General features: G+C 67.0%; 15 protein-coding genes. 10 read left to right on the top strand and 5 right to left on the bottom strand.

Annotation, left to right across the window (positions count from 1 at the left end; all coding sequences use genetic code 11):
- Positions 1-52: 52 nt before the first annotated feature.
- Both A7X12_RS06990 and A7X12_RS06985 read right to left on the bottom strand, forming a co-directional pair.
- The gene (locus A7X12_RS06990; protein WP_064310945.1) at positions 53-1354 is read right to left on the bottom strand and encodes a M28 family metallopeptidase; all 1302 of its coding nucleotides are present in this window, start codon (positions 1352-1354) and stop codon (positions 53-55) included.
- Between the two features lie 40 nt (positions 1355-1394).
- The gene (locus A7X12_RS06985; RefSeq protein ID WP_064310944.1) at positions 1395-1850 is read right to left on the bottom strand and encodes a universal stress protein; all 456 of its coding nucleotides are present in this window, start codon (positions 1848-1850) and stop codon (positions 1395-1397) included.
- A 130-nt stretch (positions 1851-1980) separates the two neighbouring features.
- On the opposite strand from A7X12_RS06985, the gene A7X12_RS06980 reads away from it, so the two are divergent.
- From A7X12_RS06980 to lpdA, 4 genes are all read left to right on the top strand, one after another.
- Positions 1981-3291, top strand: a complete 1311-nt coding sequence (locus A7X12_RS06980) for a pyruvate dehydrogenase complex dihydrolipoamide acetyltransferase (RefSeq protein ID WP_064310943.1) — start codon at positions 1981-1983, stop codon at positions 3289-3291.
- Between the two features lie 13 nt (positions 3292-3304).
- Positions 3305-3532, top strand: a complete 228-nt coding sequence (locus tag A7X12_RS06975) for a hypothetical protein (protein ID WP_064310942.1) — start codon at positions 3305-3307, stop codon at positions 3530-3532.
- Complete coding sequence (locus A7X12_RS06970) at positions 3525-3920, top strand: acyl-CoA thioesterase (RefSeq protein ID WP_064310941.1); 396 nt, start codon at positions 3525-3527, stop codon at positions 3918-3920. Before A7X12_RS06975 ends, A7X12_RS06970 begins: the two co-directional genes overlap by 8 nt.
- 102 nt (positions 3921-4022) lie before the next feature.
- A complete protein-coding gene (gene lpdA, locus A7X12_RS06965) occupies positions 4023-5420 on the top strand; it encodes a dihydrolipoyl dehydrogenase (protein WP_064310940.1) in 1398 nt (465 codons plus the stop codon).
- 170 nt (positions 5421-5590) lie between these two features.
- On the opposite strand, the gene A7X12_RS06960 is transcribed toward lpdA, so the two are convergent.
- A complete protein-coding gene (locus A7X12_RS06960) occupies positions 5591-6412 on the bottom strand; it encodes a lectin OAA family protein (protein ID WP_064310939.1) in 822 nt (273 codons plus the stop codon).
- A gap of 492 nt (positions 6413-6904) precedes the next feature.
- Here A7X12_RS06960 and A7X12_RS06955 point away from each other — a divergent pair, with 492 nt between their 5' ends.
- Together A7X12_RS06955 and A7X12_RS06950 are read left to right on the top strand one after the other, a co-directional pair.
- The gene (locus A7X12_RS06955) at positions 6905-8275 is read left to right on the top strand and encodes a hypothetical protein (RefSeq protein WP_232318393.1); all 1371 of its coding nucleotides are present in this window, start codon (positions 6905-6907) and stop codon (positions 8273-8275) included.
- A 64-nt stretch (positions 8276-8339) separates the two neighbouring features.
- Entirely contained in the window at positions 8340-9914 is a 1575-nt protein-coding gene (locus tag A7X12_RS06950) for an alpha-N-arabinofuranosidase (RefSeq protein ID WP_064310938.1), read from the top strand.
- A 48-nt stretch (positions 9915-9962) separates the two neighbouring features.
- On the opposite strand, the gene araD1 is transcribed toward A7X12_RS06950, so the two are convergent.
- Positions 9963-10958 carry an AraD1 family protein gene (araD1, locus tag A7X12_RS06945; RefSeq protein WP_064310937.1) on the bottom strand — a complete coding sequence of 332 codons (996 nt, stop codon included), beginning with the start codon at positions 10956-10958 and terminating at the stop codon, positions 9963-9965.
- A gap of 159 nt (positions 10959-11117) precedes the next feature.
- Between araD1 and A7X12_RS06940 the strand changes: the two genes are divergently transcribed.
- Positions 11118-11840 (top strand): FadR/GntR family transcriptional regulator, encoded by a 723-nt coding sequence (locus A7X12_RS06940; protein ID WP_232318399.1) that lies wholly within the window; start codon positions 11118-11120, stop codon positions 11838-11840.
- Between the two features lie 112 nt (positions 11841-11952).
- Here A7X12_RS06940 and A7X12_RS06935 read toward each other — a convergent pair whose 3' ends face one another.
- On the bottom strand, positions 11953-13242 hold the full coding sequence (locus A7X12_RS06935) for a sugar MFS transporter (protein ID WP_443029293.1): 1290 nt from the start codon (positions 13240-13242) through the stop codon (positions 11953-11955).
- A 155-nt stretch (positions 13243-13397) separates the two neighbouring features.
- Here A7X12_RS06935 and A7X12_RS06930 point away from each other — a divergent pair, with 155 nt between their 5' ends.
- The 3 genes from A7X12_RS06930 (at position 13398) to A7X12_RS06920 (ending at position 17044) form a co-directional block, all read left to right on the top strand.
- Positions 13398-14531 carry an aldose epimerase family protein gene (locus A7X12_RS06930; RefSeq protein ID WP_064310935.1) on the top strand — a complete coding sequence of 378 codons (1134 nt, stop codon included), beginning with the start codon at positions 13398-13400 and terminating at the stop codon, positions 14529-14531.
- A 25-nt stretch (positions 14532-14556) separates the two neighbouring features.
- Complete coding sequence (locus tag A7X12_RS06925) at positions 14557-16350, top strand: IlvD/Edd family dehydratase (protein WP_064310934.1); 1794 nt, start codon at positions 14557-14559, stop codon at positions 16348-16350.
- A 154-nt stretch (positions 16351-16504) separates the two neighbouring features.
- Positions 16505-17044, top strand: coding sequence for a GNAT family N-acetyltransferase (locus A7X12_RS06920; protein WP_064310933.1), 540 nt, complete (start codon positions 16505-16507; stop codon positions 17042-17044).
- Positions 17045-17112: the final 68 nt, after the last annotated feature.

Genomic DNA, 17112 nt, shown 5'->3' with positions numbered 1-17112 from the left:
TCAACAAATTGGCCCCCGCTATCGGCCCCTATGAACCCCTGCGCCGCCCGGTTCAACGTTCGCGTACCGGACGGGCGCCGAAGCTGACCAGGCTCTCCGCCCCGTCCGCCGCCAGCGCTGCCACGCCGACGAAGCTGTCGTCGACGATGATGCCCTTGAGCACCGTCTCGGTCCGGTCGCCGGGCACGTCGACATGCTGGCTCCAGGCATCGCTGTCCGCGGCGCGCCAATAGACGCGGTACCTGGCGGCACCGGCCACCGCCGGCCACTGCACCGTCGTGTCCGTCGCGAGCGCGCCGCTGAGCAGCACCGGTTGGGGTGCGGCCGGCGCGCTGGCCAGGCGGCGCAGCGTGGCGACGTTGAGCGCCGTCACCTTCGCCAGATAGGGGAAGTCCATCCGATCGGCCGTGTCGCCATAGACCTTGCCCGCCTCGGTACGGAGATCCTGGTGCTGCGCGTCGTAATTCTCCACGCCCACCGAGAAGCGCACCGCCGGATAGCCGAGCGCGAGGAAGGGCGAATGGTCGCCGCCCCGCCCGAACCGATCCGGGCGACGCACCATCAGCACCTTGAGCCCCGCCCCGTCCGCCGCCGCGACGCCGCGGATCGCCTTGGCCAGTGCGCGGCTGGGGCCGTCATCCTCGCCGCCATCGGCACGCCGTGCCTTGGCCTCGGGCAGAGTCTCGGAGTCGCGCGCGCCTTCGGAGAAGACGCGGACGCGGTCCGCCACGCGGCGTCCGTCCTGGCCGATGGTGTTGCCGACAATGTCGTTGTTGAGCACCGCCGACACCGTCCAGCCGCGCTCCTTTGCCGTCTCGGCGAGCAGCTGGCCGCCATACAGCCCCTGCTCCTCGCCCGAGAGCGCGGCATAGACGATGGTCGCCCTGAACTTGTGCTTCGACAGCAGCCGCGCCGATTCCAGCACCAGCGCGACGCCCGAGGCATCGTCATTGGCGCCGGGCGCATCGGCGGTGGCGTTCATCACGTCGGTGACGCGGCTGTCGATATGGCCCATCACGATCACGACGCGATTCGGCTCGCTGCCGCGCTGGATGCCGAGGACGTCGACGATCCGCACGCCGTTGGGCGCGCGCGGCCCCTTGAAGTCGCGCGCGACTTCGCTCGTCTCGATGCAGCCGCCGCAGGCCGCGCCGATCTTCGCCAGTTCGGCGCCGAACCAGCGCCGCGCCGCGCCGATGCCGCGCGTGGGGTTGTCCGGGTCGGACAGCGTATGGCGCGTGCCGAAACCGACCAGCTTCTCGACGGTCGCCTTGAGGCGCTGGGGATCGGGCCGGTCCTGCGCGGCGGCAGGCATTGCGATCAGGGCGAGCGGCAAAAGAGCTAGGATGCGCATGGGCTTATGCTGACGCGCCCGGTCGCGCGGGTCAATCGACTCAGCTCAGCCGATCGATCGTGTCCATGTCGAGCGAGCCCGGGATGATCATCACCGGCACCGTCAGCTTGCCTGCATCCGCGCCCGTGAAGTGCGTGACCAGCTTGCCGGGCGCGCCGCTGGGCGCCGCCCCCAGCACCAGCGCCGCCACATCGGGATTGGCGGCCAGCATCTCGCGGACGACCTTCGGCCCGTCGCCTTCGCGCACGGTGATCGAGGGGGTCAGGCCGGATTCGGCGAACAGCGTGCCCGCCGCGCGCATCACCAGCGCCTCGGCCCGTTCGCGCGCTTCTTCCTCGATCGTCGCCATCACCCCGCCCCATTGGACGAACTCGGGCGGCGGGATCAGCGCCAGGATTTCGACGTTGCCGCCCGTCTTGGTTGCGCGCCGCGCGGCGAAGCGCAGCGCGATTTCGGCCTCGGGCGAATCGTCGATCACCACCAGATAGGTGCGCATGGGGGCCTTCCTTGCAGTCACGCGTTACGTGGACCGGCACGGGCCGCAGCGCAAGAGCGGGGCTTGACCCTAGGGACGGCGGCGGCAAAGGAGGGGCCAGCCACCCCCAGGACCAACGACGGGAACCTTCATGGGAATCGAAATCAAGATGCCGGCACTTTCTCCCACCATGGAGGAGGGCACGCTTGCCAAGTGGCTCGTCAAGGAAGGCGACACGGTGAAATCCGGCGACCTGCTTGCCGAGATCGAAACCGACAAGGCGACGATGGAATTCGAAGCGGTCGACGAAGGCGTGATCGGGAAGATCCTGGTCGCCGAAGGGACCGATAACGTAAAGGTCGGTACCGTGATCGCGGTGATCGCCGGCGAAGGCGAGGACGTCTCGTCCGCCACCGCCGCCCCCGCGCCGAGCCCGACCCCTGCGCCTGCGCCGGCACCGGCCGCGAGCGCACCGGCGCCCACGCCGACTCCGGCCCCTGCTCCGGCGGCGCAGCCCGCCGTTGCTGCGGGTTCGCGCGTCAAGGCGAGCCCGCTCGCCCGCCGCATCGCCGCCGACAAGGGCGTCGACCTCGCCGCCGTGACCGGCTCGGGCCCGAACGGCCGCATCGTCAAGGTTGACGTCGAAGGCGCCAAGCCGGGTGCCGCCCCCGCTGCCGCCCCGGCCGCCGCTGCCGCTGCAGCTGCCCCGGCGCCGACCGCTGCACCGGCTGCCGCGCCGGCCGAGACCAAGGCCGTCTGGTTCGACGACTCGATCCCGCACGAGGAAGAGAAGCTCTCGAACATCCGCAAGACGATCGCGCGTCGCCTCACCGAGTCGAAGCAGACCGTCCCGCACATCTACCTCACGGTCGATATCCGTCTCGACGCGCTGCTCAAGCTGCGCGGTGAGCTCAACAAGGCGCTCGAAGCGCGCGGCGTGAAGCTGTCGGTCAACGATCTGCTGATCAAGGCGCTGGGCGTGGCGCTGGCCCGCACGCCGAAGTGCAACGTCACCTTCACCGGCGACAAGCTGATCAAGTACAGCCGCGCCGACGTGTCGGTCGCGGTGTCGACGCCCACCGGCCTGATCACCCCGATCGTCAAGGATGCGGCGAACAAGAGCGTCTCGGCGATCGCGACCGAGATGAAGGACCTCGCCGCCCGCGCCCGCGAAGGCAAGCTGCAGCCGGTTGAGTATCAGGGTGGCACCGCCAGCCTCTCCAACATGGGCATGTACGGCATCAAGCAGTTCGAGGCGGTGATCAACCCGCCGCAGGGCATGATCATGGCGATCGGCGCTGGCGAGAAGCGCCCTTACATTGTCGACGACGCGCTCGGCGTGGCGACGGTGATGAGCGCTACCGGCAGCTTCGACCATCGCGCCATCGACGGGGCCGACGGGGCCGAGATGATGAAGATCTTCAAGGAACTCGTCGAAGCCCCGATGGGCATGATCGCCTGATCGGAGCCGGGCGGTGCGCGTATTGATCGAGGTGCTTCACATCGTCGCGGGATTGATCGCGGCGTGGATCATTGCGTCGCTAGCCGCCTGGTCCTACCGCCGCGCCACCCACGACATTTGGCTCGTCGCCTATGTGGCAATGGTCGCGGTCGTGGCCATGGGCATGGGTCCGCTGCGACGTGCCTATGCCGAGGATCGTGCCAAGCTGAACGGAAGCAAGGAGGCTGCTCGCGATGATTGACCAACAGGGCGGCCCGCCCGACCGACAGCCGGCGATCCGCGTCACGGCAATGCCCGCCGATACCAATCCCTATGGCGATATCTTCGGCGGCTGGCTGATGAGCCACATGGACATGGCGGCGGGGCTTGTCGCCTCGCGCTATTCGCGCGGTCGCGCCGTGACCATCGCGGTAGAGGGCATGAAATTCCATGCTCCCGTCGCGGTAGGCGACGAAGTCTCGGTCTATGCCGAGATGATCAAGGTCGGCCGCACCTCGATGACCATCGAGGTACAGGCATGGCGCCGCGGCCGGCACGTCGAGACCAGTTGCCTCGTGACCCAGGCGCATTTCGTGTTCGTCGCGGTCGACGCCGACAAGCGCCCGAGACCGGTGGAACAGATCGCGTAACGCACCTGCGGAAGCCGGCCGCCGCATGAAATTCGCTGGCTCCGCATTATGTACTCCCCAGCCCTCCCCCGCCGATGGGAAGGGAGCAGAAGGAAGCAAACCTTGGCTGAATCCTACGACGTCCTCGTTCTCGGCTCGGGCCCCGGCGGCTATGTCGCGGCAATCCGGGCGGCCCAGTTGGGCCTGAAGACCGCCATCGTCGAGCGCGAGCTGCTCGGTGGCATCTGCCTCAACTGGGGCTGCATCCCCACCAAGGCGCTGCTGCGCTCGGCGGAAATCTTCCACTATATGCAGCACGCCAAGGATTACGGCTTGATCGCCAATCAGATCAGCGCCGACCTCGAGGCGGTGGTGAAGCGCTCGCGCGGCGTTGCCAAGCAGCTCAATCAGGGCGTCACGCACCTGATGAAGAAGAACAAGATCGCCGTGCACATGGGCACCGGCGTGCTGACCGCGAAGGGCAAGCTGACCGTCACCGCGGCGGACGGCAAGAAAACCGACCTGGAAGCGAAGAACATCATCGTCGCCACCGGCGCGCGCGCCCGCGACCTGCCCTTCGCCAAGGCCGACGGCAAGCGTATCTGGACCTATCGCCACGCGATGACGCCGACCGAGATGCCGACCAAGCTGCTGGTTATCGGCTCGGGCGCGATCGGCGTGGAGTTCGCCAGCTTCTACAACGACATGGGCGCCAAGGTGACCATCGTCGAAATGCTCGACCGGATCGTACCGGTGGAAGACAAGGACGTCTCCGCGCACTTGGAAAAGGCGTTCAAGAAGCAGGGGATGACCATCCTCACCCAGACCGGCGTCGACAAGCTCGACGTGACGGCGACCGGCGTCAAGGCGTCGATCAAGGGCAAGGACGGCAAGGTCACCGTCGAGGAGTTCAGCCACGTCATCGTCGCGATCGGCATCGTGCCGAACACCGAGAATATCGGGCTCGAGACGCTGGGCGTGAAGACCGAGCGCGGCCATATCGTGACGGACGGCGCCTGCCGCACCAATGTCGACGGCCTCTGGGCGATCGGCGACGTCACCGCGCCGCCATGGCTCGCGCATAAGGCCAGCCATGAGGGCGTGATCGCAGTCGAGGCGATCAACGGCGGCCACCCGCACGCGATGGACCCGCGCAACATCCCGGGCTGCACCTATTGCCACCCGCAGATCGCCAGCGTCGGCCTCACCGAAGCCAAGGCCAAGGAAGCCGGCTACGAGGTCAAGGTCGGCAACTTCCCCTTCATCGGCAACGGCAAGGCGATCGCGCTCGGCGAGCCGGAAGGGTTCGTGAAGACGGTGTTCGACGCCAAGACCGGCGAGCTGCTCGGCGCGCACATGATCGGTGCGGAAGTAACCGAGATGATCCAGGGCTACACGATCGGCAAGACCGGCGAGCTGACTGAAGCGGAGCTGATGGAAACGGTGTTCCCGCACCCGACGATCAGCGAGACGATGCACGAGGCCGTGCTCGGCGCCTATGGTCGCGCACTGCACATCTGATCCGGCGACGGCGCCGAGGCGCGTTGACTGCCGCTAAGGAAAAAGCTCCGGCCTGGGAGGATTCCCAGGCCGGAGCCGTTTTCAGGCCGCGCCGTCGCGTGGTCCTTCGGCCCCGATAAGGGGGAGGCTATCGAGGCCGGCCCGGCGCGCCCATGCTGGACGCGCCGCACTCAGGCGTCGGCAAGCGCCTGCTGCGACGAGCGCTGGAGCTCCAGCCCGATCGGGCCTTCCCCCTGATAGGTCATCGTACCGTCGACCTCGACGCCATCGCCGGCCGCCTTGATCGCCACCACGCCCTGATTGGTGCGGCAGCCCAGCACCCAGGTACCGCCCGGATGCCACGGCTTGTCGTTGCCGCCCCACTGGTTCACCACGCTATAGGTGTTGGCCATGATCAGCGTGCCACGGAAGCCGATGGGACCCTCACCCTTGTAGGTAATCGTACCTGCAAGCGTCTTGCCGGAGTCCGCGCTGCTCACGTCGATCGCAACCACCGGCTGATCAGGGCGGCAGCCGAGGATGAACTGGCCGCCCGGGTGCCACGGCGCCTGATCACCGCCCCACTGGTTCTGCGCGTTATAGGCAACGCCGTCCGACACGGCGGCCTTCACGCCAATCGGGCCCTCGCCCTGATAGGTCATCGTGCCGGTAAGGGTGTCGCCCTGGTCGTCGGACCGCAGGTCGAAGGCGACCGCGTTCTGCCCGTTGCGCGCGCCCAGCAGGAAAAGGCCCGCATCATGCCAGGGAGCATTGCTGCCGCCCCACTGATTTTCCACACGATAGCAATTGGTCGTCACAAGGGTGGCGCGCACGCCGATGGGACCTTCGCCCTGATAGGTCATGGTACCGGAGAAGCTGTGGCCCCCGTCGCCCGACTGGATTTTCAGCGCGACGGGCCGTTGATCGGCGCGATTGCCGATATTGAAGACGCCGCCTTCGTGCCAGGGCGCGCTGATGCCACCCCATTGATTTTGGATCACATAGACCGTCATTGCATTCTCTCCTGCCTAGTTGGACAAGCCGCTCCCGTTCGGCGCACCATTGGCACGCCGAGTGCAAACGACTGCAAACAGAGCTGACCCTTTTGGTCAATTCTGTTCACGTTCATTATTATTTTTATGACGCCACCCCGCAGATGCGACGACTCGCATCTACATCTTCATTTTACGCTACTTGAGAAACCCCGCAATACGCTTGATACGCAACTTGCGACCTTCGCAGGCTATACATCGGCGCAGCCGAAACAATTTCGCTCAACCGCAAGCCGACGAATTGCCCTTCGGCCGCGAGGGGTGTGCTGGCGCGCCTGGACGTTCCCTCGTAGAGTCCGTGCCCAAGCTCCCGTCGCCACGCAGGAAAGTCGATCGATGACAAGGTACCGCTCGCGCTCCCAGGCTTTTGGCGGATCGCCGCGCGGCCGGGGCGGGAGGGCGTTGCAACGGAGGCCGGTCGGTACGCGCCGGCAGGCTATTTCGGCGTTGATCGTGGCGGCGCTGCTGGCGGGCATCACCCTCGCCTTTTTCTGGCCGGGCGTGGCAAGCTATGACAGCGTGGTGCAGTATCAGCAGGTGCTGAGCGGCCAATATGATGATTGGCACCCGCCGGCGATGGCGCGTCTCTGGGCAGTGTTCCACGATCTGGGCTGGCGCGGCCAGATACCGATGTTCGTCCTGCAGATCCTGCTCTACTGGGGCGGCCTGGCATTGTTCGCCGGCGCGCTTGCCCGGAATGGCCGGGCGCTCGCGGCTCTGGTCGTGCTGCTGCTCGGAACCTGGCCACCGCTGCTCGGATGGCAGATCGCGGTGCTGAAGGACGCGCAGATGACCGGCGCGCTGCTTGCTGCCGTCGGTCTGGCCAGTTGGTGGCGCCTCGACGATCGCCGACTACCGATCTGGGCGGCGGCATTGGTGCTTCTCCTGCTCGGCTACGCGACGCTGGTGCGCTTCAATGCCGCCTTCGCCACCGTGCCGCTCGCTCTGGGGCTGCTCGGCGGCGTCCGCTGGGACCGGCCACTGTTCCAGGCGGTGCTGGTCGTTGCCGCCGCCGCCGCAGTGCTCGGCGTACTGACCCCGATCAACCAGCGCCTGCTCGACGCTAAGCCCAGCGGCGTGGAGCGTTCGCTCCCGCTGTTCGACCTTGCCGGCATCGCCCATCACGCCGGTCCCCAAGCCGTACCGCTGGTACCCGCACGCCTCTGGCGGCGGGCGGAGACCCGGGGATGCCTGACACCGATCCTGTGGGATCCGATCGGCGACGAAAAGGCATGCGGCTATATCGTCGACACGCTCCAGCGCGCCGCCCCCGGAAATCGGCTGCGCAATGCCTGGCTGCACGCGATCGCGACCCATCCTCTCGCCTATGCCGCGCACCGGATCGGGCACTGGAACAGCGAGATGCGGCTCTGGATGCCCGCGACCATGCCAGGTACCGGCCCGCTCGCGCGCTCCGAACCCAACAAGCTGGGACTCGCCTCGCCCGACAAGCGGATCGCCGGATTCCAGAAGACGGGCTATGTGCTGGCGAGCAGCGTGGCGGGGGCGCCGATCCTGTGGTTCGCCATCGCGCTGGGCGTGCTTTTCTGCACCTGGCCGGCGCGCAACGGGATGGGAAGCGTGGCAGTGACGCTGGCGCTGTCCGCCATCCTTACCGAACTGGCGTTCGGCCTGGTCGGCGTCGCATCGGATTATCGCTATCATTGCTGGGGGATGCTGGCAGCAGGCCTTGCGTTGCTCGCCGCGACCGGCACGCGCCCTTTGCCACAGCGGGTGCTGGTGGCGGTGCTCGGCGTCGCGGCGGTGGCCGGGGTGGTGATCGTCGCACGCTGGACCCTGCCGCCGGCATTGCCGCCGCTCTAACCCCCTCTTTAGTCGGAGTAGAATCCGTGTCATGGCGCGCGTGATAAACGCTAAGGGAGGATCCATGCTTCGAAAGACCTTGCTCGCCGGCGCGGCGTTGCTGCTCGCGCCCACGCCCGCGATGGCGCAGGATATCGCTGTCACGGTCGATACCGCCAAACCGGGGCCGATGATCGACCGCCACATCTTCGGCCAGTTCGCCGAACATCTCGGCAGCGGCATCTATGGCGGCATCTGGGTGGGCAGGGACTCGCCGGTCCCCAACACGCGCGGCATCCGCAAGGACGTGGTCGCGGCATTGCGCGCCATCAAGGTTCCGGTGGTGCGCTGGCCGGGCGGCTGCTTCGCCGACGAATATCACTGGCGCGACGGCGTCGGCCCGCAGGACAAGCGCCGCAGCAGCGTCAACACCAACTGGGGCGGGTCGGGCGAGCCGAACAGCTTCGGCACCGACGAGTTCATGGACTTTGCCGACCAGGTGGGCGCAGAGGCCTATGTCTCGGTGAACGTCGGCTCCGGCACGATCCAGGAGGCGGCGGACTGGCTCGCCTACATGACCGCCGATCCCTCGACCACCGCCGGCAAGGAACGCGCCGCCAACGGCCATGCCGCACCCTATAAGGTGAAATGGCTGGGGCTAGGCAACGAAAGCTGGGGCTGCGGCGGATCGATGCGGCCGGACGCCTATATCGACCTGATGAAGCGCTTCGCCCGCTTCACCCACAATCTCGATCCGGTGCAGGGTGAGAAGGGCAAGGAGCCGATGCAGCGCATCGCCGTCGGCCCCAACGATAGCGACACGACCTACACCGAGGCGGTGATGGCGGCGTGGAAGGGCCATGACTGGGCGTGGAACATCGAAGGCCTGTCGATGCACGCTTACACCACCGGCGGCTGGCCGCCCTCCTACCCGAGCGTCGGCTTCGACGAGACGGGCTATGCCAAGCTGGTCAAGGCGGCGCTGGCGATGGACGGGATGATCGCCAAGCATTCGGCGATCATGGACAAGTACGATCCCGACAAGAAGGTGCCGCTGGTCGTCGACGAATGGGGCGTTTGGCTGGCGCCGCTGCCGGGCACCAACCCGGGCTTCCTCTACCAGCAGAACTCGCTGCGCGACGCGATCATCGCGGCGCTGCACTTCAACATCTTCGCGCGCCATGCCGATCGGGTGCGGATGACCAATATCGCGCAGATGATCAACGTGCTCCAGGCGATGATCCTCACCGACAAGGAGAAAATGGTCCTCACGCCGACCTATCACGTGTTCCGCATGTACGTGCCGTTCCAGGATGCGCAGGCGGTCCCGGTATCGTTCGACGCCGGGACCTACGCCCAGGGCGGCGTGACCATGCCGCGCGTCGACGCAATCGCGGCGCGGGGCAAGGACGGCAAGCTGTGGCTGGCGGTGACCAATCTAGACGCCGGCAAGCCGGCGCGGATCGCCGTGAAACTCACCGGGCTGACCGCCAAGCGCGCCACGGGCGAGGTGCTGACCGCAGCGAAGGTGGATGCGGTCAACAGCTTTGAGTCGCCGAACACGGTGGTGCCGAAGCCGATCAGCGGGACGGTGACCAAGGGCGCGGTGACACTGGAACTGCCGGCCAAGTCGGTCGCGGTGCTCGACGTCGGAGGCTGACACCGCGGCCCCATTGCCCCCTCCCGCTGGCGGGAGGGGGAATCTACGTCAGAGCGTCTTCACCGCCATCAGGCCGGTATCTTCCACCTGCGCCAGCGGATTGCGCAGCGGCAGGGTGAAGGGCGCCGCCTCGATCTCGAAGCTATCGCCCACCTGCGTCTTCACGCCGTCACTGAACGACAGCGTCGCGGTGCCGAAGAAATGGACGTGCACATCGCCCGGCTGGCGGAACAGGCCGTATTTGAAGTGGTGATGCTCCAGGTTGGCAAGCGTGTGCGACATGTTCGCCTCGCCCGAGAGGAACGGCTTTTCCCACAAGGTCGCGCCGTCGCGCACGATGCGGCTGGTGCCCCGTACGTCGCTCGGCGCCTCGCCGACCAGCAGTTCCGGGCCCAGCGACGCCTGCCGCAGCTTGGAATGCGCCAGCCACAGATAGTTGTGCCGCTCGGTTACATGGTCGCTGAACTCGTTGGCTAGGCACAGACCGATCCGCCACGGGGTACCGTCCGGGCCGATCAGATAGATGCCCGCAAGCTCGGGCTCCTCGCCGCCGTCCTGGGCGAATCCCGGCATTTCGAGCGTTTCGCCCGGCCCGGCGAGATGGTGGCCATTGCCCTTGTAGAACCATTCCGGCTGCTGACCGATCGCGCCCGCACCCGGCTTGCCGCCCTCGACGCCTTCGAGGAACATGCGCATCGAATCGGTCTTGTGCTCGGCTGCCGCCGCATCGCGGTGCATCTTGTCGCGACCCTCGGCCGAGCCGAGATGGGTGAGCCCGGTGCCGGTCAGCACCAGATGCGCCGCGTCCGGATGATCGATCGGCGCAAGCAGCTGGCCCGCAGCCAGTGCCTCGGCCGGATCGACCGATCCTTCCCGGCCCGCCGCCGCGACGGCCCCGGCCAGCGACTGGCCCGCCTCGATCGCATGCAGCGCCAAGCTGCGCACATCGGCGAAGCCGCGTACGAAACTCGCGCCGCTTTCGTCGGCCGCGATCACCCGCCGCACGCCGTCCGCCCCACGATATTGCATCAGCCGCAACGCCATCGAACCACTCCTCATCGCAATTTAGTCCGACTTATTCGCTGGTGTCCCGCTTGGCAATCGGGCATCGTTTGCGAGAGAGCACAGCTTCGCGCTACACGATGAAATATGCAGGAGAGCGAGCGAATGGCAGTGGACGAGGTGGCGGACGGCGTGGACGAGATGGGCGTGCAGCCGATCACGCGGACGCCCAAGGGATCCGGCCGGCGCCTGCGCGGGGCGATCGCCCATTATCTCGGCACCCAGATCGTGTCCGGCGCCATCGCCCCCGGCGAGAAGCTGACCGGCGAAGTCGCCAATGCGGAAGCGCTCGACGTGTCGCGCAGCGCCTATCGCGAGGCGGTGCAGGTGCTGACCGCCAAGGGTCTGGTCGAAAGCCGCCCCAAGGCCGGCACCCGCGTGCTGCCGCGCAGCCGCTGGAACATGCTGGACCCGCAGGTGCTCGCCTGGGCTTTCTCCGGGGAACCCGATACCGATTTCGTCCGCGACCTGTTCGAGCTGCGCGCGGTGGTGGAGCCCGCCGCCGCTCGCCTCGCCGCCGAGCGCCGCGACCGCGACGATGTGAAGGCGATGCGCGACGCGCTCGCCAAGATGCGTCGCCATACGCTGGCGACCGAGGCGGGCCGCGCGGCGGACCGCGACTTCCATGACGCGCTGCTGGAGGCGACGCACAACAATGCGCTGATCGCGCTCAGCGCCAGCATCGGCGCGGCGGTGAGCTGGACGACCAAGTACAAGCAGCGCGCCCGTGCCCTGCCGCGCGATCCGGTGCCCGATCACATCAAGGTGTTCGATGCGATCGCGGCGGGCGATCCCGAGGCGGCGGCGGCGGCGATGCGGACGCTGGTCGATCTCGCACTGGAGGATACGCGCCTCTCGATGTGACGGTACCCCCTCCCAGACATACGAAAGGGGCGCCGCCCGCGGCGACGCCCCCTCCGCCACTGCCCGCTGCGGCGGTCCCCCTCCCCCGCTTGCGCGAGGGAGGAAACACTTCTCAATCCTCGATCGCGTTGGTGGGCTTGGAGCCCCACAACGCGTAGAACAGGATGTAGAGTTCGCAGACCGCGGTCAGCAGGAACGAATGCTGCAGGCCATAGGTATCGGCCAGCCAGCCCTGCACCGCCACCAGCGCGCCGCCGGCGATCGCCATGATCAGCAGGCCCGATCCCTCCTCGGTCAGCGGGCCGAGACCCTTGATGCCGAGGGTGAAGATGGTCGGGAACATGATCGAGTGGAACAGGCCCACCAGGATCAGCGACCACATCGCGACTTCGCCCTGCGTGAACACTGTGACCATCATCACGACGAACGCGCCGATCGAAAAGACGGCGAGAACGATACCCGCATCGACCTTCTGCATGATCGCCGAACCGACGAACCGGCCGACCATCATGCCGCCCCACAGCAGCGTGAGGTAGCGGCCCGCCTGCTCGGTCGTCATGTTGCCGATCTCGGGCCGGCTGACGAAGTTCACGAACAGGTTGCCGACGCCGATCTCGGCGATCAGGTAGATGAAGATCGCGCCGATGCCGAACACCAGGTTGCGGTGGCTCCACAAGCTGTGATTCTTGCGATCCTCCTTGGCAACGCGGCTGGTGGCCGAGCCCATGGCGGGCAGCGGAAAGCGCGCGATTACGATCGCGAGGACCAGCAGCACCACCGCGACCAGCACATAGGGCAGGATCACGGCGTGCGCGTCGGCCAGGCGTTCTGCCTGGGTGAGCGTGGCACCCGCATGCGCCGTGCCGCCCTTCGAACGGCCGAGGATCAGATAGGCGCCGAACAGCGGAGCGAGCATCGTGCCCGCCGAGTTCATCGCCTGCACCAGATTGAGCCGCGACGAGGCGGTTTCGGACGGACCGATTACCGCGACATAGGGATTGGCGGCGACCTGCAGCAGGGTGATGCCGCTGGCGATCACGAACAGCATGAACAGCGTGACGCCGTAGGACGGCAGGCTCGCCGCCAGCGTCATCCCCAGCGCACCCGCCGCCATGATCAGCAGCCCGACGACCAGCGACTTCTGGTAGCCGATCCGTTCGATCAGCTTGGCCGAAGGGATGGAGGCGAAGAAATAGGCGATGAACCAGACGCTTTCGATCAGCGCCGCCTGGAAATAGCTGAGTTCGAACACGCTGCGCAGATGCGGCAGCAGCGTGCCGTTGATCACCGTGATGAAGCCCCACATGAAGAACAGCGTGGCCAGCAGGGCCAGCGCGCGTCCGTAGTTTGTAGGGGAAGAAGCTGGCCCGGCCCCCGCCGGAGCAGCCTTTGAGGTCGGCATGACCGCCATGCTGGTGTGATCCTCTCGTTTTTTAGCCACGCAGTCACGCGGCGGGGTTGCTCTTCGCTTTCTAGTCCGAGTATTAAACCCGGTGTCCAGCGTCAACGGCCGCGTCGCCGCTCGCAGCAGCGATAGCCCATGGGGAGAGGTTTTGCATGAATTATCTTATCAAGGGCGCCCTGCTCGCCACCGCGATGATCCCGCTGTCCGCACAAGCAGGCGAAGCGACTCGCGCCGCCTTCGGCACCACCGCCGATGGTCAGAAGGTGGAGGCAATCACCCTCACCAATGGTCACGGCATGCGCGCCACCATCCTCAGTTATGGCGCGATCCTTCAGTCGCTCTCGGCGCCCGACCGCAGCGGCAAGTCCGAGGACGTGACGCTCGGCTATAATGACATGAAGGGCTATCTGGTCGCGCCGAACTATTTCGGCGCCACGGTCGGCCGCTATGCCAATCGCATCAAGGGCGGCACGTTCAGCATCGACCGCAAGACCTATACGCTCGCCAAGAACAACGGCCCCAATGCGCTGCACGGCGGCCTGAAGGGCTTCGACAAGCGACTATGGACCGTGGAGAAGGTGGCGAGCGGCGAGAGCGCCAGCGTTACGCTCCGCTATGTCGCGGCCGATGGCGAGGAAGGCTATCCGGGCCAGCTCACCGTCACCGCAACCTACGCGCTGAACGAGAAGAACGAGCTGTCGGTCGAGTATACGGCGACCACGACCAAGCCGACGATCGTCAACATCACCAACCACAGCTTCTTCAATCTAGCGGGCGAGGCCTCGCAGCGCTCGATCTACGACCATGTCGTGACGATCCCGGCCGAGACCACCACCCCGGTCGACAAGACGCTGATCCCCACCGGCACGCTTCGCCCGGTGGAGGGCACGCCGTTCGACTTCCGCAAGCCGATGGCGATCGGTGCGCGCATCCGCGATGGCCGCGATCCGCAGATCGTGTTCGGCCAGGGCTATGACGAGAATTTCGTGATCGCCAAGGCACCCTCAGCCCAGCCGGTGCTGCATGCCCGCGTCGAGGATCCGTCGAGCGGCCGGGTGATGGAGGTTCTCTCCAACCAGCCGGGCGTGCAATTCTACACCGGCAACTTCCTCGACGGCACCGCCATCGGCAAGTCGAACCACGCCTATCGCCAGGGCGATGCCCTCGCCCTCGAACCCCAGGTCTTCCCGGATACGCCCAACCAGCCCGCACTCGGCTCGGCGCGGCTCAATCCGGGGCAGACCTATCGCAACGTGATCGTCTATCGCTTCTCGACGACCAACTGACCTTTCCTCCCGCAAGGCTTTTCCGATGACCGATACTGCCCCCAAGCTGCGCAGCCGCGCCTGGTTCGATAACCCCGAGAATGTTGACATGACGGCGCTCTATCTCGAGCGCTATCTCAACTACGGGCTGAGCCTCGAGGAACTGCGTTCGGGCAAGCCGATCATCGGAATTGCCCAGACGGGGTCGGACCTGAGCCCGTGCAACCGCCACCATCTGGTGCTCGCAGAGCGCATCCGCGAAGGCATTCGCGAGGCCGGCGGCATTGCGATCGAGTTTCCGGTCCATCCGATCCAGGAAACCGGCAAGCGCCCGACCGCCGGCCTGGATCGCAACCTCGCCTATCTCGGCCTGGTCGAGCTGCTGTACGGCTATCCGATCGACGGCGTGGTGCTCACCACCGGCTGCGACAAGACCACCCCGGCCTGCCTGATGGCGGCGGCGACAGTGAACATCCCGGCGATCGCGCTGTCGGTCGGGCCGATGCTCAACGGCTGGCACCGCGGCGAGCGCACCGGCTCGGGCACGATCGTGTGGAAGGCGCGCGAGCTGCTCGCGGCGGGCGAGATCGATGACGAGGGTTTTATCCGCCTGGTCAGCTCCTCGGCACCGTCGACCGGCTATTGCAACACCATGGGCACGGCGACGACGATGAACAGCCTTGCCGAGGCCCTGGGCATGATGCTGCCGGGCTCGGCGGCGATCCCCGCGCCCTATCGTGACCGGCAGGAGGCCGCCTATCGCACCGGCAAGCGCATCGTCGATATGGTGGCAGAGGACCTCAAGCCTTCGGACATCCTGACGCGCGAGGCCTTCCTCAATGCCATCGTGGTCAACTCGGCGATCGGCGGATCGACCAACGCGCCGATCCATCTCGCGGCGATCGCCCGCCATGTCGGTGCCGACCTCGCGCTCGACGACTGGCAGACGCACGGCCACAAGGTGCCGCTGCTGGTCAACCTGCAGCCGGCCGGCGAGTATCTCGGCGAGGACTATTACCGCGCCGGCGGCGTGCCCGCGGTGGTTGCCCAGCTGATGCAGCAGGGCCTGATCCACGAGAATGCGATCACCGCCAACGGCAAGACCATCGGCGAGAATTGCCGCAATGCGACGATCGAGGACGAAAAGGTCATCCGCAGCTTCGACCAGCCGCTGGTCGAGGAAGCCGGCTTCATCGTGCTGCGCGGCAATCTGTTCGACGCGGCGATCATGAAGACCAGCGTGATCGGCCCCGAATTCCGCGATCGCTACCTCTCCAACCCCAATGATCCCGAGGCGTTCGAAGGCCCGGTCGTGGTGTTCGACGGTCCCGAGGACTATCACCACCGCATCGACGATCCGGCGACCGGCATCACGCCGGACACGCTGCTGGTGATGCGCGGCGCCGGGCCGATCGGCTATCCGGGTGCGGCGGAAGTGGTGAACATGCGCGCGCCGGCCTATCTGATCCGCGAGGGCGTGCATGCGCTGCCGTGCATCGGCGACGGCCGACAGTCGGGCACCTCGGCCTCGCCGTCGATCCTCAACGCCTCGCCCGAGGCGGCGGCAATGGGCGGGCTGGCGCTGCTGAAGACGGGCGACCGGGTGCGGATCGATCTCCAGCGCGGCACCGCCGACGTGCTCATCCCGGCAGACGAGCTCGCCGAGCGTCGCCGCGTGCTGGCCGAGGCGGGCGGCTATGCCTATCCGGCTTCGCAGACGCCGTGGCAGGCGATTCAGCGTGCCGTGGTCGGCCAGATGAACACCGGCGCGATCCTGGAGGGTGCCGAACAGTTCCAGCGCATCGCCCAGACGCACGGCGTACCGCGCGACAACCACTGACGACATCTATCCTCCCCCGCCAGGGGGAGGTGGCGCCACAGGCGACGGAGGGGGCGGAAGCACGCCCGCCGCGAGGGTCTGGCATCCTCCCCCTCCGTCAGGCTAGGCCTGACACCTCCCCCTGGCGGGGGAGGATATGCGCAGGAACTCGCCAATGCCCACCTTCACCCATCGCCTCGCCCAGCCGGATGATCTGGAGGCGCTGCGGGCGGTCATGAGCCGTGCGATCGCGCAGCTCCAGCACGGCTTCCTGACGCCCGAGCAGGTTGCCGCCAGCCACCAGGTGATGGGCCTCGACACCCAGTTGATCGCCGACCAGACCTATTTCCTCGTGGAAGATGCCGGGGGCGCCATCGCCGGGTGCGGCGGCTGGTCCTTTCGGGCGACCCTGTACGGTGGCGATGCCAGCATCGTCGCACGCGAACCCCAGCGCCTCGATCCGATGCGCGACGCGGCGAAGATCCGCGCCATGTACACCCATCCGGATTTCACCCGCCGCGGCATCGGCCGCCGCGTGCTTGGTCTGTGCGAGGACGCCGCGCGCGCTGCTGGATACGCCCGGGCCGAGATGATGGCCACCATGGCCGGCGTGCCGCTGTACAAGGCCTGTGGCTACCAGTCGGTGGAGCCGATCCTGTCCGCCCCGATCGGCGGCGTCCGCGTGCCGCTGGTACGCATGGAAAAGCGACTCTGACGGTGCTTGCCCCGGCCGCCCCCTCCCCTTAGGATGGGTGGGTCATCGGGAGTTCTCGACATGGTCCA

It is taken from the genome of Sphingomonas sp. TDK1 (genome assembly GCF_001650735.1).
In the GTDB taxonomy this organism is placed as follows: Bacteria; Pseudomonadota; Alphaproteobacteria; order Sphingomonadales; family Sphingomonadaceae; genus Sphingomonas.
The sequence above is the reverse complement of the archived record's forward strand: the minus strand, read 5'-3'. Positions and strand labels throughout refer to the sequence as shown.

Excerpts from the sequence above, each read along its gene's own strand:
- A7X12_RS06990 (WP_064310945.1), bottom strand. The coding sequence starts at position 1,354 with ATGCGCATCCTAGCTCTTTTGCCGCTCGCCCTGATCGCAATGCCTGCC.
- A7X12_RS06985 (WP_064310944.1), bottom strand. The coding sequence starts at position 1,850 with ATGCGCACCTATCTGGTGGTGATCGACGATTCGCCCGAGGCCGAAATC.
- A7X12_RS06980 (WP_064310943.1), top strand. The coding sequence starts at position 1,981 with ATGGGAATCGAAATCAAGATGCCGGCACTTTCTCCCACCATGGAGGAG.
- A7X12_RS06970 (WP_064310941.1), top strand. The coding sequence starts at position 3,525 with ATGATTGACCAACAGGGCGGCCCGCCCGACCGACAGCCGGCGATCCGC.
- A7X12_RS06960 (WP_064310939.1), bottom strand. The coding sequence starts at position 6,412 with ATGACGGTCTATGTGATCCAAAATCAATGGGGTGGCATCAGCGCGCCC.
- A7X12_RS06950 (WP_064310938.1), top strand. The coding sequence starts at position 8,340 with ATGCTTCGAAAGACCTTGCTCGCCGGCGCGGCGTTGCTGCTCGCGCCC.
- araD1 (WP_064310937.1), bottom strand. The coding sequence starts at position 10,958 with ATGGCGTTGCGGCTGATGCAATATCGTGGGGCGGACGGCGTGCGGCGG.
- A7X12_RS06940 (WP_232318399.1), top strand. The coding sequence starts at position 11,118 with ATGGGCGTGCAGCCGATCACGCGGACGCCCAAGGGATCCGGCCGGCGC.
- A7X12_RS06935 (WP_443029293.1), bottom strand. The coding sequence starts at position 13,242 with ATGCCGACCTCAAAGGCTGCTCCGGCGGGGGCCGGGCCAGCTTCTTCC.
- A7X12_RS06930 (WP_064310935.1), top strand. The coding sequence starts at position 13,398 with ATGAATTATCTTATCAAGGGCGCCCTGCTCGCCACCGCGATGATCCCG.
- A7X12_RS06925 (WP_064310934.1), top strand. The coding sequence starts at position 14,557 with ATGACCGATACTGCCCCCAAGCTGCGCAGCCGCGCCTGGTTCGATAAC.
- A7X12_RS06920 (WP_064310933.1), top strand. The coding sequence starts at position 16,505 with ATGCCCACCTTCACCCATCGCCTCGCCCAGCCGGATGATCTGGAGGCG.